The sequence below is a fragment of the Vibrio vulnificus NBRC 15645 = ATCC 27562 genome, assembly GCF_002224265.1.
Classification (GTDB): domain Bacteria; phylum Pseudomonadota; class Gammaproteobacteria; order Enterobacterales; family Vibrionaceae; genus Vibrio; species Vibrio vulnificus.
On the sequence record NZ_CP012881.1, the window covers coordinates 2022668 to 2042930 of the forward strand.

Here is a 20263-nt window from a genome sequence, read left to right on the forward strand (position 1 = left end):
GATATGTGGAGCATAACGAATAGGAGTATCCGCTCGAATGAACGAGCAGTTGACCGATCAAGTATTGATTGAGCGAGTTCAGAGTGGCGATAAGCAAGCATTCAATCTTTTGGTGGTGAAGTACCAAAACAAAGTCTGCAATCTTATTTCCCGATACGTTAGTAATCCTGGTGATGTCCCTGATGTAGCACAGGAGGCTTTTATTAAAGCTTACCGAGCTATTCCAAGTTTTCGTGGCGAAAGTGCCTTCTATACTTGGTTGTATCGCATCGCAGTGAATACGGCGAAAAACCACATTGTTGCCCAGAGCCGTAGGCCACCCGCCAGTGATGTGGATGCTGATGAAGCTGAATTATATGAGACAGGTAACGCTTTGAAAGAAATTTCGAACCCTGAGAACCTCACGTTGTCCAATGAGTTGAAGCAAGTGGTTTTTAGTGCGATCAATGCGTTACCAGAAGATTTAAAAACAGCAATGACTCTGCGAGAGCTTGATGGCTTGAGCTATGAGGAAATTGCAGAAGTAATGGATTGCCCTGTAGGAACGGTACGTTCGCGTATCTTCCGTGCTCGTGAGGCGGTGGAAAAGAAAATTCAACCTCTTTTGCAACGCTAGTACCAGTAACAACAATGGTGAATTAGAATGGCTGACAAAGAAAAGCTTTCGGCGCTCATGGATGGCGAAATTGTCGATAAGGCTTTGATCAAAGAGATCGCTCAAGACGATGACGTTTTGGCCTCTTGGCGCAATTACCACTTAATTGGTGATGTTATGCGTGGTGAAGCACCGCAACAGCCCGAGTGGAATATTGCTGAAAGTGTCGCATTAGCGTTGGAAAACGAACCCGCGCACAGTTTACATCAGCAAAAAGTCATTGAGCTTACTCAGATGCCTCCAGAGTCACAACCTTTGCCACAACAGGCAAGAAGGCAGTTACCAGCGTGGTTGTCTCAGTTTGGCCAAGTCGCGGTTGCGGCGTGTGTGTCCCTTGCGGTCATCCTTGGCGTGCAACAATACGGTGGCAGTGATCCCGCGGCGCCTCAAGCGGATCAATTACCTGTGTTGCAGACAATTCCGTTTGCCGGCAGTGCTGAGCCAGTGAGTTTGACGCGTGAATCGGTCGAAAAATCGATGAGCGAATCGTCAATTCAAGAGCAGCGTAAACGCGTTCATGCTATGTTACGTGATTATGAGCTCCAGCTAAGATTAAATAGTGACTCATCTCATATTGCAGGTGAGCAATCTACATCGGAAATTGAATGAAGAAATTCCTGTTCAGTGTCTGTGCTCTGTTCAGTGTGATGACTCCCCAAGCCTTTGCCAGCGATAAGCCGGCGGAGGCTTTATTGCATCAAATGAGCGAAGCCAGCCAAAATTTGAGCTACGAGTTAGCTTATATTCTTATCAAGAAAAACAGCATAGAGCCTTTACTGTATCGTCATGCCAGTAAAGAAGCGCAGCAGTATGCGCATCTGATTTATCTTAGTGGTCCTGTGCGCGAAGTGATTAAACGTGGCCATGAAGTCAGCTATATAGAACCAGGTGTGGAGCCGTTTACCATTCAAGCCGGAGAAATGGTGGCCCCGGTCATGCCAATGTTAGGCAGTGACATTGATCAACTGCACAAGTTTTATGATTACGTGCAAGTTGGCCGAGCACGTGAAGCCGGCTCTCCTACGCAAGTGATCCGTATTGTGCCGAAAGATGGGTTACGTTATTCCTACGTGGTTTGGATTGATGAGCAGAGCAAGCTGCCCTTACGCGCCGATCTAGTGGATCGTGACGGTGAGGTGATTGAGCAGTATCGTGCCATTACATACACTGTGAATCAGAAAATTGCCGACCTAATGAGTGGTCTTGAAGACGTGCAGCTACCTGCTGTTCTGACTTTACCGAAAGGGGAAGTGGAGAAGAGCAACTGGCGTGTGTCATGGACTCCGGAAGGATTTGTTGCCAACGATCTAAGCCGTTATCGCTTGGCATTGACGGATCAATTGGTGGAAAGCCAGCTTTTCACTGATGGCTTGTTTAGTTTCTCTGTTTATGTCGCAGAGAAAGACGATCATTCATTGAAAGGCCAATTGGTACGTCAAGGCCGCCGTACTTTACATAGTGTGGTGGTGGGTGAGCATGAGATTTCTGTGGTAGGAGACATTCCGCCAGCCACTGCGCAGCGTATCGCTCAATCGGTCACCTTCACGGCTGAACTTAACCAGAATAAGGCAAAACCGCAATGATGACCGCACTCGCCACCGTCACCCAAGTGACACCGAATGACCATGGGTTTGAGGTGGCGTTGAGTTGTGAGCAACAAACCAGTTGCAGCAGTTGTTCTTCACAAAAAAGCTGCGGAACAGGGGTTGTCAGTAAAGCGTTTGGTAACAAAAGTTTACTTTGGCATTTAGAGACCCAGCGACGACTTCACGTTGGTCAAGTGGTTGAAATAGGTATTCCAGAGCAAAGCCTTCTTCAATCGGCGATATTGGTTTATCTGCTGCCTATCGTTGCGATGCTGCTGGGGGCTTTGTTTGGCCATTTGGTGCTTTCTCCATGGCTAGAGATGGGAGAAGGGGCGGTGGTACTGACCTCGATGCTTTTTGCGTTTATCGGCATTCTCTTAGCCAAAAAGCTGGCTCAGCCGCTTGAGCAGAAAAGTGCTGCTCAAGTTGAATTGATGAGAGTGTTTGGTGAACCTATCGCCTAAATTATGATGCGCCCAGAGTTGAAATTGGGTAGAATCTGCCAACTTAACTGAAATGCCGCCAATGAGCGGCGTTTCTATGTCCCAGAATAACAGAGTTTAGTCACCCCAAATCTATGAAGCACATTCGTAATTTTTCGATTATCGCCCATATTGACCACGGCAAATCGACCCTATCAGACCGTTTAATCCAAGTTTGTGGTGGATTGAGCGACCGTGAAATGGCAGAACAAGTTCTAGACTCCATGGAGCTAGAGCGTGAGCGTGGAATTACCATTAAAGCTCAGAGTGTGACCCTCGACTATAAAGCCCAAGATGGTGAAACTTACCAGCTTAACTTTATCGATACTCCGGGACACGTTGACTTTTCTTACGAAGTATCTCGCTCGCTGGCCGCGTGTGAAGGGGCTTTGTTGGTGGTGGATGCAGGTCAGGGTGTTGAAGCTCAAACGCTTGCAAACTGTTACACCGCAATTGAAATGGATTTGGAAGTCGTTCCAATCCTAAACAAGATTGACCTTCCGGCGGCAGAGCCTGAGCGTGTGGCGGAAGAGATTGAAGACATCGTTGGTATCGATGCGATTGATGCGGTTCGCTGTTCAGCCAAAACTGGTCTTGGCGTTGATGACGTGCTAGAGAAGATTGTTTCTGCGATCCCAGCACCAGAAGGCGATCCTGAAGCGCCACTGCAAGCACTGATCATTGACTCATGGTTTGACAACTACCTTGGCGTTGTCTCTCTTGTGCGCATTAAACACGGCAAGTTAAAGAAAAACGACAAGATCAAAGTGATGAGTACGGGCCAAATCTGGGGTGTTGACCGTTTAGGTATCTTCACACCAAAACAGATCGATACAACAGAACTCAACACTGGCGAAGTAGGCTGGGTGGTTTGTGGTATCAAAGACATTCTTGGCGCACCTGTTGGTGATACGTTAACTCTGGCGAAAAATGGTGCAGAGAAAGCGTTGCCAGGCTTTAAGAAAGTGAAACCTCAGGTATACGCAGGTCTGTTCCCGGTTTCCTCTGACGATTATGAAGCGTTTCGCGATGCACTAGGCAAACTCAGCCTAAACGACGCGTCACTTTTCTATGAGCCAGAGAACTCGGCTGCACTCGGTTTTGGTTTCCGTTGTGGCTTCCTTGGTATGCTGCACATGGAGATCATTCAAGAGCGTTTAGAGCGTGAATACGATCTCGACCTGATCACCACTGCGCCAACGGTAGTTTACGAAGTGCTGACCACCAGTAAACAGACTATCTATGTTGATAGCCCTGCGAAATTGCCTGCGGTGAATGACGTGGCAGAAATTCGTGAGCCAATCGCACGCTGTAATATTCTTGTGCCAGCGGATTACCTAGGTAACGTGATTACCTTGTGTATTGAGAAGCGTGGTACTCAGGTAGACATGGTTTACCACGGTAACCAAGTTGCATTGACGTACGATATTCCAATGGCGGAAGTGGTGCTGGATTTCTTCGACCGTTTGAAATCGACCTCGCGTGGTTATGCGTCGCTTGATTACGGATTCCAACGTTTTGAAGAGTCGAACATGGTGCGTGTAGACGTGTTGCTAAACGGCGACAAAGTCGATGCTTTGGCGATCATTACTCACAAAGATCAGTCCCAGACTCGTGGCCGTCAATTGGTTGAGAAAATGAAAGAATTCATTCCTCGCCAGATGTTCGACATCGCGATTCAAGCCGCAATTGGTAACCACATTATTGCGCGCTCTACCGTAAAACAGCTACGTAAAAACGTATTAGCGAAGTGTTACGGTGGTGACGTGAGCCGTAAGAAGAAACTACTGAAGAAGCAGAAAGAAGGTAAGAAACGCATGAAGCAAATCGGTAACGTTGAGCTACCGCAAGAAGCTTTCCTAGCGATTCTCCATGTAGGTAAAGATTAACAGTTTGAACTTACATCTTGCTTACCAGTCATAAGACGGTAGATATCCAAATAAGTGAAAGGGTTACGGCTCTTTCACTTTCGTATTTTTTAGATAAGGGAAGTCCATGGCGAATACATTCTCACTGATTTTGGTCATCGTCACGCTGATCACAGGTGTGGTTTGGTTGCTCGAAAAACTGGTTTGGGCCAAGAAACGCCAACAAAAAGTGGCGGAGATTGAAAGTCAAACGGTTAATGGGTTAGATGCACAAACTCTCGCAAAGGCGAAAATGCAGCCTTGGTGGGTGGAAAACAGTGTCTCTATCTTCCCGGTTATCGCCTTTGTTTTGGTGTTACGCTCGTTTATCTATGAACCGTTTCAGATCCCTTCAGGCTCAATGATGCCGACTCTGCTTGTAGGCGATTTTATTCTGGTAGAGAAATACGCTTATGGCCTGAAAGATCCGGTTTGGCGTACCCAGTTAGTGGAAACGGGTAAGCCAGAGCGTGGCGATATTGTTGTCTTCAAATACCCACCGTCACCTAACATCGACTACATCAAACGAGTGGTCGGTTTGCCTGGTGATACGGTACGTTATAACCGCCAAAAAGAAATCTGTATTCAGCCAAAAGGTGAGAGCGTCTGTCATATGGCGATCCGCAATAACGTTGTGGAAAGCGAATTTATTCAAGACGGCATCAACCTGACGCAGACAGATGAACAATTGGGCGAAGTAAAACACCAAATTTTGGTTAACCCACTGCGTCAAGACCGCGTAGAAGCGTATGCGCCTCGTGCTGGTGTGAGTGAATGGGTGGTACCACAAGGTCAGTATTTTGTGATGGGTGACAACCGTGACAACAGTGCTGATAGCCGTTACTGGGGCTTTGTACCAGAAGCTAACCTAGTAGGTAAGGCCGTGGCGATTTGGATCAGCTTCGAGTTTGATCGTGGTTCAGATAGCGTGCTGCCTTCTTGGATCCCTACTGGCGTGCGTTTTAACCGCATCGGCGGTATTCACTAACTTTGATGATTATCGGAAAAGTATGAATTCTCCAATTGAGAAACTAACCAGACAGCTCGGCTATCAATTTCAAGATGACGAGCTGCTCAATTTGGCGCTGACTCATCGCAGCGCCAACAGCAAACATAATGAACGTCTTGAATTTCTGGGCGATTCAATTTTAAGTTTTGTCATTGCTGATGAACTTTATCATCGTTTCCCGAAAGTGAATGAGGGAGACATGAGCCGCATGCGAGCGACGTTAGTGCGCGGTAATACATTGGCAGAGCTAGGCCGTGAATTCGGTTTGGGAGATTACTTAAAATTAGGTCCAGGCGAGCTGAAAAGTGGCGGTTTCCGTCGCGATTCGATTCTGGCTGATGCCGTTGAAGCCATTATCGGTGCCGTTTATCTAGATAGCGATCTAGAAGTGGTGCGCGGTATTGTGCTCAATTGGTACACCTCTCGTTTGGAAGCCATCAAGCCTGGTGTTTCACAGAAAGATCCCAAGACACGTTTGCAAGAGTTCTTGCAAGGCAGAAGAAAACCGCTGCCTGTTTACACAGTGACTAATATTAAAGGTGAAGCACACAATCAGGAATTCACGGTTGAGTGTGATATCGCGGGTATGGATAAGCCCGTTGTCGGTAGAGGTACCAGCCGCCGCAAGGCAGAACAAGCGGCTGCGGAATTGGCTCTGGAGCAGTTAACCAATGGCTGATAATGAATTTGATATCGATGCGTTTTTCTCTACAGAGAAGAAAAGCACGTCTTCTGAAAACCAGCACTGTGGTTTTATCGCCATTGTTGGTCGTCCTAATGTGGGCAAATCGACCCTACTGAACAAAATTCTTGGTCAGAAAATCTCGATTACCTCGCGCAAACCACAAACCACGCGTCACCGCATTATGGGCGTGGATACTGATGGCGATTACCAAGCGATTTACGTCGATACTCCGGGATTGCACATCGAGGAGAAACGCGCCATCAACCGTTTGATGAACCGCGCAGCCAACTCATCACTTAGTGATGTGAACTTGGTGTTTTTCTTGGTCGATGGGACCCATTGGACCAACGACGATGAAATGGTGCTCAATAAACTGCAGAAAGCGAATTTCCCAGTCGTATTGTGTGTCAACAAAGTTGACAACGTACAAGATCGCAATGAAGTCATGCAGCACATGATGGAAATGTCGAAGAAAATGAACTTCGTCGATGTGGTGCCTATTTCTGCTAAACAGGGTAAAAACATCGATGTGCTGCGTAAGCACGTTCGTGACCACTTGCCAAAAGCAGTGCACCATTTCCCTGAAGAGTATGTGACGGACCGTTCGCAGCGCTTCATGGCGTCTGAAATCGTGCGTGAAAAACTGATGCGTTTCACCGGTGACGAACTGCCATACTCAGTGACCGTGGAGATCGAACGTTTTGACTACAACCCGGAAACCGATGGTTTCCACATCAACGCGTTAATTTTGGTTGAGCGTAGCGGCCAGAAGAAAATGGTGATTGGTAAAGGTGGTGAGAAAATCAAAACCATCGGACGCGAGGCACGCCTCGATATGGAAGAATTGTTTGGTCGCAAGGTTTACCTAGAAACTTGGGTGAAAGTGAAATCCGGTTGGGCAGACGACGAACGTGCGTTGCGCTCACTGGGTTACATTGACGACCTCTAACTCGGTTAGCGAGACTTATCGCTCCGATCGTATCTTGTTAAGGAGCCTAAGTGGCTCCTTATTTTTTGTGGAATAGAAGCACAGCATGAACGCGCCTGACGGTTTACAGCGATGTTTTGTTCTCCATCGTCGCCCTTATAGCGAATCCAGTCTGATCTTGGACGTATTCAGCGAAGAGTTCGGCCGCATCACCTTGATGTCGAAAGGGGCACGCAGTAAGCGATCAAATTTAAAAGGGGCACTCCAACCGTTTACCCCCTTACTGCTGAAATGGTCTGGCAAAGGTGCAATGAAAACCTTACGCCAAGCTGAGCCGATCAGTTTAGGCCTGCCTCTAACGGGTATCTACCTCTATTCCGCGATGTATGTGAATGAGTTGGTTGGCCGTGTTTTGATGCAAGAAGTGCCGATGCCGGGACTGTTCCATGACTATCTATTTGCCTTAACAGAGCTTGCCCAAGCGGACAATCCTGAACCGGCTTTGCGCCGTTTTGAGCTCGCGTTGCTGGCCGCGATGGGATACGGCGTGGATTTTTTGCATTGTGCTGGCACTGGCGAGCCGATTGATCCGCAAATGACTTATCGTTACCGAGAGCAAAAAGGGTTTATTGCTTCAGTGCGGCGAGACAACCTGACGTTTTTGGGCAATGAATTGATTGCCATCAGTGAGCGTCGCTTTCTCACGAAAGAGCAACTTCAAGCGGCAAAACGCTTTACACGAATAGCCTTAAAGCCGTATCTTGGCGGCAAACCTTTAAAAAGTCGGGAATTGTTTATACAGATGAGGATTCCCCGAACACGGAGTATGGAAAAATGAGTTCAATTTACCTGGGTGTTAACATCGACCACGTCGCCACTTTACGCAATGCCCGCGGTACTAAGTATCCTGATCCTGTCCACGCCGCAGAAGTGGCAGAGCGAGCGGGCGCGGATGGCATTACCATTCATTTACGCGAAGACCGTCGCCACATTACTGACCGTGATGTTCGTATTCTGCGTGAAACCCTGCAAACACGTATGAATTTGGAAATGGCTGTCACCGATGAAATGATCGAGATAGCCCTCAAAACGCAACCTGAATATGTTTGCTTAGTCCCTGAAAAGCGTGAAGAACTTACCACCGAAGGCGGATTGGATGTCGCAGGCCATTTAGACAAAATCAAAGCTGCGACGGAAAAATTAACCGCAGCGGGCATTAAAGTTTCCCTGTTCATTGATGCAGACCGTGAGCAAATTGATGCCGCCAAAGCGTGTGGCGCGCCTTTTATTGAGCTCCATACGGGGCATTACGCGGATGCTGCGACCGAAGCAGACCAACTGGATGAGCTGAAGAAGATTGCTGCAGGCGCAAGTTACGCAGCGGATTTGGGTATTACGGTGAACGCGGGCCATGGTTTGACTTACCACAACGTCGCACCAATTGCGGCATTGCCTGAGATTTACGAGCTGAACATCGGTCATGCGATCATTGGTCGAGCGGTATTTGATGGTCTCCATAAAGCGGTAGCGGACATGAAAGCCATTATGGTTGCGGCTCGTCAGTAAATGGCCATTGTTGGACTGGGTACCGACATTGCTGAAATCGAGCGAGTGGAAAAGGCACTTGCTCGCAGTGGTGTGGCGTTTGCAGAACGGATCCTCTCTGTGCAAGAGATGGAAACGTTTGTCAGCTTAAAGCAGCAAGGACGTTTTCTTGCTAAGCGTTTTGCGGCGAAAGAAGCGGCTTCTAAAGCGTTAGGAACCGGGATTGCTCACGGCGTCTCTTTCCAAGACTTTACCATCAAGAATGATGACAATGGTAAACCCTATCTGCAGCTTGCTGGTCGAGCAGCAGAACTGGCCCATCAAATGGGGGTTTGCCACACACACCTTTCTCTCTCCGATGAGCGTCACTACGCTGTCGCAACGGTCATCTTCGAATCTTAATTAGAAGCGCTTTATCGATATTTCAGCGAGATAAAGCGCTTTTATAAACTTTTCATATTTGTCTGTCTTTTCACAAATTCCAAAAATACTCTTTTAGTAAGTGATCTTTGTTCCAAATGAACATGTCGATTGTTGATTAAATTGCATATACTCTAATGGTGCAGGGTTGTTAAATATAAAAATTATAAATGCAAGGTTGGCCAGTTTATCCTTTTTTATTCGCTAATTTTTAACTTGAATGGGTCGGTTTAAAAGCAGTATAGCGATGATTTCATTAAGAAAGGCGGTGCCATGTTGAGTGTTGCTTTTTGGCCTTTTAGGCTCTCTTTTCTCGCCATGTTGGGTCTTTTACTCAGCAGTTCATGTACTGCTTCAACGAATGAAGTGGCAATTTCAGGTTTCGGCACTGTAGGCTATAGCTACGAAAATGAGCCCGATATCGGCTATTTGCGTAATATTTCTCAGCCGCCTGATGTTGAACGCAATGGCTCATTCCTTCCAGATTCAAATTTTGGTGTACAGGTTGATTGGGCGCTGAATTATCAATGGTCGCTCACTGCGCAGTGGGTGCTAGAAGATCGCGTTGAGCAAGACTTTAATAACGTCACCGAGCTGGCGTTTATTCGCTATTTACCCAATGCCAACTGGGATTTGCGCATCGGCCGTTTTGGCTTAAATGCCTATACTGCAGCAGACAGCCGACGAATTGACTACGCCCACCTCTGGGTTCGCCCTCCTCAAGAGCTTTACGGCAGTATTTTTTATGACTCAATTGATGGTCTTGATGTTACGTACCGCTCTTCCATTAACGAGGTGAACTGGTCTGCCAGCTTACAATATGGCGTCATTTCTCAAGTGATCGAAGATGAGCGAACAAAAGATCATTCAGAGGCCAGCTCAGATCATACGCTAGCCATTGCACTGATGTTTGATTACCACGAGTGGAGTGGGCGTTTTTCTTTTGTTGATGTGGCGGATTTAACGGTCTCACTTGGTCCAAACAGCCAACAAGCACAACTGGGTATTGCCCAGTTAGCGCAGGCAGGATTGGGGGCGGCCAGTTTGGAAGCGGCTGAGATTTACGCCCAATCCAACATTAATGGAGACATCGGTAAAGTACTGGCAGGTCGGGCTTGGTTTTTGATGGCAGTGGCAGATGCAGTCCGAGCTTTTTATGTGGCGGGTATGAAACAAGCCATCGGAACGCCTCCAGCGGTGGCTATCTGATGTTAGGGCGAAGCATTCATCGCGTTACGCCTTATGCAAGGTAGCGGTGGCTATCTGATGTTAGGGCGAAGCATTCATCGCGTTACGCCTTATGCAACCGTATCGTTTTTTGAGCCAGCAAGAGACATCGTTAAAGCACAAAGCGATTGGGGGGGCATCTCTCCTCAGTTAGGGCAATTTCAACAACTCATCATTAGCGGCATCAATTCCACTTACATCGATCAGAATACCTACTCCTTAGGCATACGCTGGGATATTCACCCGCAAGTCGCAATCAAAGGGCAATTTGACTACATCCAGATTCAAGATGTGGGGTATGGCCTTTGGGCGGCTGACGGTCGTTCATCAACTCAAGGGCGCGACGTTCAGCTTTACACCCTTAGTGTGAACTTTATTTTTTAGGGGAGGTGAAGATGAGATATCTAACTTTCCTCCTAGCCAGTTTAGTGATGATGCCCGTTTACGGCGAAATTTTTGTGGTCGTTAGCCATGAGAGCGCCATTCATCAAATGCACGAAAGTGAAGTGGCGGATGTGTATTTAGGCAGAAAACGCTCTTTTGGCCGCGTAGACATTACGCAAGTTTTTGACCGCAGTGATGAGGTTCGAGCGCGTTTTTTTGGCAAAGTGGCCAATATGCGCACCAGTCAGATTAACGCGTATTGGGCTAAGCTTAAATTTTCAGGACGGATGCGAGCGCCTGATGTGATTGAAACCGACATTGAACTGGTTGAGCACTTGCTTGCCAACCCAAATGCCATTGGTTATATGCAAACTTCGCCTCCTGAGGAGTTAAAGGTGGTTGCCACAATTTATGAATAACTTGCCGAGACATTCATTAGCGAATCGCCTGCTGAGATTTGTCTCGATATGCGCGATTGTCTATCTAGTGCTTTTGCTGGCGCTGATGATTCCGTTTGGCTTTAAAAATGCGATGCAAACGCATACGGAGTTAGAACAAAAATTGGTATTGTCTCTCTCTAACTCGGCGGCCATCGCGTTGTATGTCAATAACCATGAGATTGCTGAAGAGGTGATTGACTCTTTGCTGCTGCATGATGAAATCAATGCTGTACGTCTTGAAAGTTTAGAGGGCGTGACGTTTGACAAAATTAAACCGGGGCAGTTTGAAAAAGACATGTGGCTGCACGCGAATCAATACCCTTTACTCTCACCAGTGGATGCCAAACCGTTGGGAATTCTGTATGTGCACGACAATCATTTGGTGATTCAACGTAAAACTCTCGACAAAGTGCTTTACCAGATTTTGTTTGTTTTGCTGCAGTTTTTGATGACGTTTGTGGTCATTGCGTTGGTGGTAAAACGCATCATCGGTAAGCCATTGAGGGCGCTCTCGATTGCGGTGTCTCGTGCCACTCCTGGGCAGGTGAAAACCGTTGAAGTGGATGATATTAATCGCAATAACGAAATTGGTTTGGTGGCCAATAGCATCAATACCTTTATTGAAAACTCGCATCAGGCACTGATCCGAGAGAAAGAGCTACGCTCTCAGATTGAACGTTGGGAAATCTACTACCGTGGTATGGCGGAGCAAGATACCTTAACCGGTCTCAAAAACCGTTTGGGTTGTGAAAAATACTTTTCACACATGAAACACAGTGAGGCTTATTTGTCACTGTTACTCATTGATTTGGATGGTTTTAAAGCCGTCAATGACAGCCATGGGCATGCAGTGGGTGATGCCGTGTTATCCACCATTGCGAATCGTTACCTTCATCTGACCCAAGAGCATTTTAATCAAAGTGTCGTGGGTCGGATTGGTGGGGATGAGTTTGTTATCTACTTGCCACATCGTGATGGGCCAGAAAAAATGGAAGCCTTTTTATTGGCGTTTGCAGAGCAGTTAATTGAGTCGAGCAATACGCCGATTGAAGTGAAACAACTGCAAGTACATGTTGGTTGCAGTATCGGCATTGCGACGGCAACGGCCGCAAAAGCCGATATGGAGAAGTTGCTGCTTCAAGCTGATAATGCAATGTACCTTGCCAAACAGGATGGGAAAAACACTGCGCGTTTTTTTCGCCGACCGGTTAGCCAGTCGGTAGGTAACTGATCCGTTAAATGGTTTGTCGCAGGGCCGTGAATAGAGTGGTTGTTGAGAAAGAAAAGAAAACCGCCATGACGGCGATTTTCTTTTAATGGCATTAGGCGAGATACAACTGCGCGGTGGTGGATACCTTGAGCATCTCATCTTGCAGTTCAAACAGTTCTGGCTCGACATCCATCAGCTCTGCATTACTGCGTAAAGATTGTTCTATGGTGGCGCAGAGCGCCTTTAAGCGTGGCACACCACAGTAAGAGCTGCTGCCATGAAGCTTATGGATGACATGAATCAGTTCGTCACGCGGGTAGTCTTCCTGCTCTAACGCGAGCTCGACAACGCTCTCCACTTCAGGAATGAATTCCACCAACATTCTCAGCATATCTTTTGCCAAATCTTCCTTGTTAGCAGATTGCTTCAGTGCTGCTTGCCAATCAATGATGATGTCGCTGCTGCGTGCGATGTTCTGATCCACACTGCTCTCTTCGGCCGCAATATAGCTTGGAGAGATCTTTTCAACTTGGCTATCGCAGGTGTTGGGATTCCAGTGGATCAGCACTTGCTGCAAAATATGCTCTTCGATGGGCTTGGTGAGGTAATCATCCATGCCAGCCTTGAGTAGGCGGTCACGCTCACCGCTCATGGCGTGTGCCGTTACCGCGATGACTGGCGTGTTGGCATTGAGTTCGGTTTGTTTGATCAACTTACAAGCCGTCACCCCATCCATTTTCGGCATTTGAATATCCATAAAGATCAGATCAAAGTGGCGGCTGGTGGCAATATCGACGGCGTCTTGGCCTGAACTGCAAGAGGTGACCGAAACCACTCGTTCTGCGAGGAGCGCGGTGATCAGTTTTAGGTTGGCCGGGTTATCATCCACGGCCAGTACCGACAGGGAAGAACGTTCTGCTTGCGTGTTTTCAGGCGCCGGAAGCAAAGGTTGTAAGGTTTGTTTTGCCGCGAGGCTTTGCAGCAGTTTTCTTCGACCTAGCGGCTTGGTTAAACATTGAATGCCAAAACGTTCGGTCAATTGATCCGCCAGAGCTAACTCAGTGCTAGGGATAGCCAAAATGGTGTTGGCAGAGATGTGCAGTGCTCGGCTTAACCAGTTTTCAATGGTTTCTAATTCGTACACTTGGTTTACCGCTAAACTCAGCAGGACAAAATCGTAGCCTTTGGCATTGTCTGGTAAGAGCGAGCGGTAGGTGACATTGATGCCTTCTTGCGTTAAGACTTGCTGGGTGACCGCCGCCGCTTGCATGTTTGGCTCAATCAACAGCAGTTCTTTGCCTTGCAGATAGTCGGCTTCTATCGAATCGCTCATCGGCATTTGCGTGGAGTGCAGACGCAAGGTGAACCAGAAGGTTGAACCTTGGTGAAGTCGGCTTGTAAGGCTGATCTCACCGCCCATTTGACTGACCAGTTTCTGGGTAATAACCAACCCAAGCCCAGTGCCACCGTAGCGACGAGAAATACTGGCGTCGGCCTGACTAAAGGCTTGGAAAAGCTGCGCTTGCTGTCGCTCAGAAATACCGATACCCGTATCTTTCACCATAAATTGCAGGTCAATACTGTCGCCCGATTGAGCGCGCATTTCCACACTGACATCGATATTGCCGCGCTCTGTAAACTTAATCGAGTTACCCACCAAGTTTGTCAGCACTTGCTGAATACGCAGTGGATCGCCCACGACACCTTCAGGAATCCTCGGATCAATCTTAAGGGTAATCTCCAGGCCTTTTTCATGTGCACTGGTGGCTTGAAGGCTGATAACCTCTTCTAGGCTTTCACGGAAATCGAATGGAATGTTTTCCAGTGCTAACTTGCCTGCTTCCAGTTTCGAGAAGTCTAGAATGTCATTGATGATATTGAGCAGGTTGTTGGCCGACTTTTCAATGGTCTGCAAATAGTCGGTTTGGCTGTTAGTCAGCTGCGTTTTGAGCATCTGACGAGTAAAGCCTATCACGCCATTGAGTGGAGTGCGAAGCTCGTGCGACATGTTGGCAAGAAACTCGGATTTCACTCTTGCCGCTTCTTGGGCGCGTTTTTTGGCGATATCCAGCTCAACGTTTTGAATCTCGAGCTGCTCGAGTGTTTCTCGTAAGTCGGAGGTGGCTTGGTCAATGCTGTGCTGCATCTCAACGTGATATTCCGACAACGAAATCGCCATCGCGTTGATACCGTTTTTCAACGAATCCAATTCGCCGTGCATTTTGCCTTCAATTCGCACATCTAATTGACCACGGCGAATGCGATCGACCACGTTCTTCATGTGCGTAATCGGTTGGGTAACATCCTGCATTAGGCGCGAAGCAAACACGCTCGCCAAGCCCAAACCAAGGATTAGCACGAGGAAAGCAGAGAAGACTTCTTGGTACTGTTGTAGACGCAGCGAAGAGAGGTCTAACTCAACGGCAATGTAACCAATGGCTCGGGTGGCTTCACCTGGTTCGGCCAAATCACTCAAATAGTGGCCTTCAGAGAGGACAGGGACACGCAAAATCATGGTGTCGCTGCGGATTTCTGCGTTGCCCAAAAGCGGGATCGGTTGGTCTTTCGGGTAGGTTAACGACTCAAAATCAGGATGAAAGTTAGAGGTAACGAACAGTTCGTGTTTGCCATCAAAGACCGCAATACTGCGCACCAAATTGGAGTTTTTGCGGTGGGCATAGCTGACTAAGCGTCTCACGGCCTCTCGACTTTCAGAAAGCAGATGAGGCTCGCTGGCGATGGCGATCGGCTCAATAATGCTGTTGCCAGTGGTGATCACCTGACGTTCCAGATCTTGATAGCGATTGAAAGAGAAAAAACTACTGAGCAACAACCCTATGATCAAGGTTGGCGCAAGGGTGAGCGTAATTACACGTGCTCGTAAGCCATATCTGGTCATGTTATCTAATTACATCAAGGTCTGGATATGGGAAAATAGGCGCCACTAGTATGTCAGTGACCCAGCCGGATAGTCGCTAAGCATAATCACAACCGCTCACCGGCACAACGATTGCGCAGCAGAATAGTGAAGCGGTAAAACAAATTTGAGTAAATCATTCAGGTAATTGAGCATGGCACGTTTTTTCCAACCGAAAAAGAAACTTCAACCCGAAAGCAAACATCAGCAGGTGTTGGTGGAAAAACTCGACCATCAAGGGGCCGGGATCGCCTATCTCAACAAAAAGCCGCTTTTTATTGATGGCACTTTGCCAGGGGAAGAGGTGGTGACACAGCTTACGGAGAGCAAGAGTAAGTTTGCGCGCGGCAAATTGATCAAATTGCTCAAACCGGCGGCGGAGCGTGTTGAACCATTCTGTCCTCATTTTAATCAGTGTGGTGGTTGCGACATGCAGCACATGGATTACCAAGCCCAACTGGCTTATAAGCAGCGCACTCTGCAGCAATTAATGAAGAAATTTTCCGGCAGTGAGATCCTTTTATCACCACCAGTAACGGGGCTTGAGAAGGCGTATCGTCGTCGTGCGCGCGTCAGCCTGTTGTGGGACAAAAAATCGCGTCAGTTGCAGTTTGGATTTCGCCGTAAACAGAGCAAGCAAATCGAAAATATCACTCAGTGCCCGGTATTAGTTGCTGAGCTTGAGTGCTTGCTGCCAGAGCTTAAAGCGATCTTGAGCGATTTCCATCATCCTGAGCACTTAGGCCATGTTGAACTGGTGGCGGCAGACAACGGTGCGGTCATCACGCTCCGACATACAGGCCCATTGTTGGATGAAGACCTGGCTAAGTTGCGTCAATGCGCAGAACAACATCAAGCCACGCTTTACCTTATGCCCGCAAGCGATCAGCTCGAGCGTATTTCTGGCGAAGCACCGTACTACCAAGAAATTGGCTTTAAAGTGCCATTTGAGCCCAACAACTTTATTCAGGTGAACCAAAAGGTAAACCAACAGATGGTGGTTCAAGCGCTTGAGTGGTTAGACCCGCAAAGCAGCGATCGTGTGTTAGATCTCTTCTGTGGTCTAGGAAATTTTAGCTTGCCGATCGCCAGTAAAGCTAACTCAGTGACCGGAGTGGAAGGGGTGGATGAAATGGTGCAAAAAGCAGCAATCAACGCGTCTTTGAACCAAATCAATAACGCGCAATTTTTCCACGCTAATCTGGAACAGGATTTTGTCGGGCAGCCTTGGGCGAGCGAGAAGTTTGATAAGATTTTACTCGATCCAGCAAGGGCTGGAGCAAGTGGTATCATCGAGCAGGTTTCCGCACTCGGTGCGAAAAGAGTGGTTTATGTTTCGTGTAATCCTGCTACCCTTGCAAGGGATAGCCAAAGCCTGTTGGAGCAAGGTTATCGCTTAACCAAATTAGGTATGTTGGACATGTTCCCTTATACCAGTCACCTTGAATCGATGGCGCTGTTTGAAAAGTAAACCATATGGTGAGAAAGCCATCGTTTGATTGGGACAAAACGAACTAACTGGGATGTTGTTAGTCGAAACTGAAAAAGCAATATTAGGATAATAAGATGGTTGCGGTAAGAAGCGCACATTTGAATCAAAACGAACAGTTTGAGCTGGAAAGCTGGGTGGCAAGCCTGAAACAAGACGCGGGCGTCTCCAAGCGTCTTATTGAAGTCTATCGCCATTGTCAGACCATTCTGCAAGGTCATGAACACGCCGAACTTCTGTTATGGCGGGGACGAGAAATGATTGAAATTCTCGTCACCTTATCCATGGATAAGGCCACCTTGGTTGCCGCGCAACTGTTCCCATTAGTCTCAAGTGGTGCTTTTGCACGCGAGCCATTAGAAGAGCACTACAGTAAAGAGATCATCAAGCTGATTGATGGTGTGGATGAAATGGCGGCGATTGGCCAGCTAAACATCACTCTTGAAGGCAGTGCGGCTTCGGCGCAAGTCGACAATGTACGTCGTATGTTGCTGGCGATGGTGGATGACTTCCGCTGCGTGGTCATCAAATTGGCTGAGCGTATCTGCAACCTGATTGAAGTGAAAAAAGCGCCGGATGAAGTGCGCCGTGCCGCAGCTAAAGAGTGTGCTAATATCTATGCGCCGCTGGCCAACCGTTTAGGCATTGGTCAGTTAAAGTGGGAAATTGAAGATTACGCTTTCCGCTATCAACAGCCAGATACCTACAAGCAAATTGCCAAACAGTTATCTGAGCGTCGTATTGTGCGCGAACAATACATCAAAGACTTTGTCGATGACCTTTCTGAAGAAATGAAAGAGTGTGGCATTAACGCCGAAGTCAGTGGGCGCCCTAAACATATCTATAGTATTTGGCGCAAAATGCAGAAGAAGAGCTTAGAGTTTGATGAGCTGTTTGACGTGCGTGCGGTGCGGATTATTGCCGATAAACTGCAAGATTGTTACGCCGCATTAGGTGTGGTGCACACCAAATATAAGCATCTGCCAAGTGAGTTCGACGACTATGTCGCCAACCCAAAACCGAATGGTTATCAGTCGATTCACACCGTGGTGCTCGGCCCAGAAGGCAAAACCATCGAGATTCAAATCCGCACCAAGCAGATGCATGAAGATTCGGAACTCGGGGTAGCCGCGCACTGGAAATACAAAGAAGGCAGCAGCAGTGGCCGCAGTGGTTACGATGAGAAAATCACCTGGCTACGTAAACTGTTGGATTGGCAAGAAGAGATGTCAGATTCTGGCGAAATGCTCGACGAGCTGCGCAGTCAAGTGTTTGATGACCGCGTTTACGCCTTTACCCCGCGTGGTGATGTCGTCGATTTGCCAATGGGCGCAACGCCACTCGATTTTGCCTACCATATTCACTCAGAGGTGGGTCATCGCTGTATCGGCGCCAAGGTGGCAGGGCGCATCGTCCCATTCACCCACAAACTCAACATGGGCGATCAAGTTGAAATCATCACCCAGAAAGAGCCGAACCCGTCCCGCGATTGGTTAAACCCCTCATTGGGGTTTGTGACTTCAGGCCGTGCTCGGGCGAAAATCAACGCTTGGTTCCGCAAACAAAGCCGTGAGAAAAACCTCGAAGCTGGCCGTGAGATCCTTGAAAACGAACTGGCGAAAATTGGTGCAACGTTAAAAGACGCAGAGCAATACGCCGTCAAACGTTTTAACGTGAAGTCAGCCGATGAGTTGTACGTGGGGGTCGGCAGTGGTGATTTGCGTATTAACCAAATCTTGAATCACATTAATGCCCTGGTGAACAAACCAACGGCAGAAGAAGAAGATCGTCAAGCGCTCGAAAGACTGCAAGAAGCGGGCAATAAAGCCGCAGTTAGCCCAACACGTCCACGCAAAGATGCCGTGGTTGTGCAAGGGGTTGATAACCTGATGTCTCACTTAGCCCGCTGCTGTCAACCAATACCGGGTGATGAGATCTGTGGTTACATTACGCAAGGTCGTGGCATTTCAGTACACCGAGCCGACTGTGAACAGCTTGAAGAACTGCGCCACCACGCCCCAGAACGTATCATAGATACTGTTTGGGGAAGTGATGTTGTGGGCTCTTACATGCTGACCGTGCGCGTTGAGGCGATGGAGCGAAGTGGTTTGCTAAAAGACATCACCACCATGTTGGCGAATGAGAAAATCAAAGTCATCAGCATGAAGAGTAGGCTTGATTACCGCACCCATCTCAATGTGATGGATTTCGAACTCGAAGTGACCAACATCGAGGTGCTGACTCGCATCATGAAGCGTGTTGAGCAGATCAAGGATGTGATGTCGGTGAAACGCCTAGGCTAAAATTCTCGTCATACTTGAAGCTGATAGCGTTGTTGCCTGCGCTCACTCGCTCCATCACATAGGCAAGCTATGCTCAGGAGTCTCGCTCGCTTGTCGCCTAGCTACAGCTTCAATTATTTAGAGAATTGATCAACATATAATAAAGGTGAGTGGTTTTGACTACTCACCTTTTTCTTTAGATAGAAAGGGTTAAGGAACAGAAAATGAGTCATCCAATTGAACAATTAGAGCAAATCATGGCGAAGCTACGCGACCCGAAAAGTGGTTGTCCTTGGGATTTAAAGCAGAGCTTCGACACCATTGTTCCTCACACTATCGAAGAAACGTACGAAGTGGTGGATGCGATTCATAATCGCGATTGGCCTAATTTGCAGGAAGAGTTGGGCGATCTGTTGTTCCAGGTGATTTTCTACAGCCAGTTAGCAAAAGAGCAGGGGTTGTTTGATTTTTCCGCCGTGGTAGAAACCGTGAACGAAAAACTTACCCGCCGTCATCCCCATGTGTTCGGCCAAGTCGAATTTGAGACAGAAGCAGAAATAAATGCCAATTGGGAAGCGGAAAAGGCCAAAGAGAAAGCGCAAATAGGCAAAAATGAGCAAAGTATTCTAGACTCAATACCAAACTCTCTACCTGCATTAATGCGTGCTACAAAGATCCAGAAAAAATGCGCCCATTATGGTTTTGATTGGGATTCACTTGGGCCTGTGGTCGACAAAGTCAAAGAAGAAATTGATGAAGTGGTGGAAGAGGCGCTTCAAGTCGATGTCGATGAGGAAAAAGTGGAGCTTGAGCTGGGGGATCTGCTGTTCGCCACCGTCAACTTAGCGCGCCATTTACAGGTTAATCCAGAAGCCGCATTGAGTAAGGCAAATCTCAAGTTTTCTAATCGATTCAAACAAGTAGAGCAAGGTGTGCACGCTAAGGGTAAGAAGCTTGAAGAGTGTGATTTAGCAGAGTTGGATGCCATTTGGGAGCAAGTGAAACGCGCGGAACGCGGTCAAGCGGCTGAGTAGAAATTTGAGACACATTTGACTCAACTATTTTTTATTCAACTCGATTGGTGTTTATCCACTTTG

Annotated in this window: 17 protein-coding genes and 1 pseudogene; 17 read left to right on the forward strand and 1 reads right to left on the reverse strand. The window is 47.7% G+C overall.

Features of this window, described 5'->3' with window-relative positions:
- Nucleotides 1–37: 37 nt before the first annotated feature.
- The 14 genes and pseudogenes from rpoE to AOT11_RS09575 all read left to right on the forward strand — a co-directional run bounded on the left by rpoE (nucleotide 38) and on the right by AOT11_RS09575 (nucleotide 12499).
- The gene (gene rpoE / locus AOT11_RS09510) at nucleotides 38–616 is read left to right on the forward strand and encodes an RNA polymerase sigma factor RpoE (RefSeq protein WP_011079494.1); all 579 of its coding nucleotides are present in this window, start codon (nucleotides 38–40) and stop codon (nucleotides 614–616) included.
- Nucleotides 617–643: 27 nt separating this feature from the next.
- Nucleotides 644–1264 (forward strand): sigma-E factor negative regulatory protein, encoded by a 621-nt coding sequence (locus tag AOT11_RS09515; protein WP_013571110.1) that lies wholly within the window; start codon nucleotides 644–646, stop codon nucleotides 1262–1264.
- Nucleotides 1261–2238, forward strand: coding sequence for a sigma-E factor regulatory protein RseB (rseB, locus tag AOT11_RS09520; protein ID WP_013571111.1), 978 nt, complete (start codon nucleotides 1261–1263; stop codon nucleotides 2236–2238). Before AOT11_RS09515 ends, rseB begins: the two co-directional genes overlap by 4 nt.
- On the forward strand, nucleotides 2235–2705 hold the full coding sequence (locus tag AOT11_RS09525) for a SoxR reducing system RseC family protein (RefSeq protein WP_017422616.1): 471 nt from the start codon (nucleotides 2235–2237) through the stop codon (nucleotides 2703–2705). The genes rseB and AOT11_RS09525 overlap by 4 nt, the downstream gene beginning before the upstream one ends.
- A gap of 113 nt (nucleotides 2706–2818) precedes the next feature.
- Complete coding sequence (gene lepA, locus AOT11_RS09530) at nucleotides 2819–4612, forward strand: translation elongation factor 4 (RefSeq protein WP_017422615.1); 1794 nt, start codon at nucleotides 2819–2821, stop codon at nucleotides 4610–4612.
- Nucleotides 4613–4718: 106 nt separating this feature from the next.
- The gene (lepB, locus tag AOT11_RS09535; RefSeq protein WP_011079499.1) at nucleotides 4719–5618 is read left to right on the forward strand and encodes a signal peptidase I; all 900 of its coding nucleotides are present in this window, start codon (nucleotides 4719–4721) and stop codon (nucleotides 5616–5618) included.
- Between the two features lie 22 nt (nucleotides 5619–5640).
- The gene (gene rnc, locus AOT11_RS09540; protein ID WP_011079500.1) at nucleotides 5641–6318 is read left to right on the forward strand and encodes a ribonuclease III; all 678 of its coding nucleotides are present in this window, start codon (nucleotides 5641–5643) and stop codon (nucleotides 6316–6318) included.
- Nucleotides 6311–7273, forward strand: coding sequence for a GTPase Era (gene era / locus AOT11_RS09545; RefSeq protein WP_011079501.1), 963 nt, complete (start codon nucleotides 6311–6313; stop codon nucleotides 7271–7273). The genes rnc and era overlap by 8 nt, the downstream gene beginning before the upstream one ends.
- A gap of 85 nt (nucleotides 7274–7358) precedes the next feature.
- Nucleotides 7359–8090 carry a DNA repair protein RecO gene (gene recO / locus AOT11_RS09550; RefSeq protein ID WP_013571114.1) on the forward strand — a complete coding sequence of 244 codons (732 nt, stop codon included), beginning with the start codon at nucleotides 7359–7361 and terminating at the stop codon, nucleotides 8088–8090.
- Complete coding sequence (pdxJ, locus tag AOT11_RS09555; protein WP_011079503.1) at nucleotides 8087–8818, forward strand: pyridoxine 5'-phosphate synthase; 732 nt, start codon at nucleotides 8087–8089, stop codon at nucleotides 8816–8818. The genes recO and pdxJ overlap by 4 nt, the downstream gene beginning before the upstream one ends.
- A complete protein-coding gene (gene acpS / locus AOT11_RS09560) occupies nucleotides 8819–9199 on the forward strand; it encodes a holo-ACP synthase (protein WP_011151162.1) in 381 nt (126 codons plus the stop codon). It begins immediately after the preceding gene.
- A 336-nt stretch (nucleotides 9200–9535) separates the two neighbouring features.
- A pseudogene (locus AOT11_RS09565) lies at nucleotides 9536–10828 on the forward strand (hypothetical protein).
- An 11-nt stretch (nucleotides 10829–10839) separates the two neighbouring features.
- Nucleotides 10840–11247, forward strand: coding sequence for a hypothetical protein (locus tag AOT11_RS09570; protein ID WP_026050350.1), 408 nt, complete (start codon nucleotides 10840–10842; stop codon nucleotides 11245–11247).
- Entirely contained in the window at nucleotides 11228–12499 is a 1272-nt protein-coding gene (locus AOT11_RS09575; RefSeq protein ID WP_017422612.1) for a GGDEF domain-containing protein, read from the forward strand. Before AOT11_RS09570 ends, AOT11_RS09575 begins: the two co-directional genes overlap by 20 nt.
- Before the next feature lie 91 nt (nucleotides 12500–12590).
- Here AOT11_RS09575 and barA read toward each other — a convergent pair whose 3' ends face one another.
- Entirely contained in the window at nucleotides 12591–15377 is a 2787-nt protein-coding gene (gene barA / locus AOT11_RS09580) for a two-component sensor histidine kinase BarA (RefSeq protein ID WP_017422611.1), read from the reverse strand.
- A gap of 172 nt (nucleotides 15378–15549) precedes the next feature.
- Between barA and rlmD the strand changes: the two genes are divergently transcribed.
- The 3 genes from rlmD (at nucleotide 15550) to mazG (ending at nucleotide 20200) form a co-directional block, all read left to right on the forward strand.
- Nucleotides 15550–16866, forward strand: coding sequence for a 23S rRNA (uracil(1939)-C(5))-methyltransferase RlmD (gene rlmD, locus AOT11_RS09585; RefSeq protein WP_026050349.1), 1317 nt, complete (start codon nucleotides 15550–15552; stop codon nucleotides 16864–16866).
- Nucleotides 16867–16961: 95 nt separating this feature from the next.
- Complete coding sequence (gene relA / locus AOT11_RS09590; RefSeq protein ID WP_017422609.1) at nucleotides 16962–19187, forward strand: GTP diphosphokinase; 2226 nt, start codon at nucleotides 16962–16964, stop codon at nucleotides 19185–19187.
- 203 nt (nucleotides 19188–19390) lie between these two features.
- A complete protein-coding gene (gene mazG / locus AOT11_RS09595) occupies nucleotides 19391–20200 on the forward strand; it encodes a nucleoside triphosphate pyrophosphohydrolase (RefSeq protein WP_017422608.1) in 810 nt (269 codons plus the stop codon).
- Nucleotides 20201–20263: the final 63 nt, after the last annotated feature.

Excerpts from the sequence above, each read along its gene's own strand:
- rpoE (WP_011079494.1), top strand. The coding sequence starts at position 38 with ATGAACGAGCAGTTGACCGATCAAGTATTGATTGAGCGAGTTCAGAGT.
- AOT11_RS09515 (WP_013571110.1), top strand. The coding sequence starts at position 644 with ATGGCTGACAAAGAAAAGCTTTCGGCGCTCATGGATGGCGAAATTGTC.
- rseB (WP_013571111.1), top strand. The coding sequence starts at position 1,261 with ATGAAGAAATTCCTGTTCAGTGTCTGTGCTCTGTTCAGTGTGATGACT.
- AOT11_RS09525 (WP_017422616.1), top strand. The coding sequence starts at position 2,235 with ATGATGACCGCACTCGCCACCGTCACCCAAGTGACACCGAATGACCAT.
- lepA (WP_017422615.1), top strand. The coding sequence starts at position 2,819 with ATGAAGCACATTCGTAATTTTTCGATTATCGCCCATATTGACCACGGC.
- lepB (WP_011079499.1), top strand. The coding sequence starts at position 4,719 with ATGGCGAATACATTCTCACTGATTTTGGTCATCGTCACGCTGATCACA.
- rnc (WP_011079500.1), top strand. The coding sequence starts at position 5,641 with ATGAATTCTCCAATTGAGAAACTAACCAGACAGCTCGGCTATCAATTT.
- era (WP_011079501.1), top strand. The coding sequence starts at position 6,311 with ATGGCTGATAATGAATTTGATATCGATGCGTTTTTCTCTACAGAGAAG.
- recO (WP_013571114.1), top strand. The coding sequence starts at position 7,359 with ATGAACGCGCCTGACGGTTTACAGCGATGTTTTGTTCTCCATCGTCGC.
- pdxJ (WP_011079503.1), top strand. The coding sequence starts at position 8,087 with ATGAGTTCAATTTACCTGGGTGTTAACATCGACCACGTCGCCACTTTA.
- acpS (WP_011151162.1), top strand. The coding sequence starts at position 8,819 with ATGGCCATTGTTGGACTGGGTACCGACATTGCTGAAATCGAGCGAGTG.
- AOT11_RS09570 (WP_026050350.1), top strand. The coding sequence starts at position 10,840 with ATGAGATATCTAACTTTCCTCCTAGCCAGTTTAGTGATGATGCCCGTT.
- barA (WP_017422611.1), bottom strand. The coding sequence starts at position 15,377 with ATGACCAGATATGGCTTACGAGCACGTGTAATTACGCTCACCCTTGCG.
- rlmD (WP_026050349.1), top strand. The coding sequence starts at position 15,550 with ATGGCACGTTTTTTCCAACCGAAAAAGAAACTTCAACCCGAAAGCAAA.
- relA (WP_017422609.1), top strand. The coding sequence starts at position 16,962 with ATGGTTGCGGTAAGAAGCGCACATTTGAATCAAAACGAACAGTTTGAG.
- mazG (WP_017422608.1), top strand. The coding sequence starts at position 19,391 with ATGAGTCATCCAATTGAACAATTAGAGCAAATCATGGCGAAGCTACGC.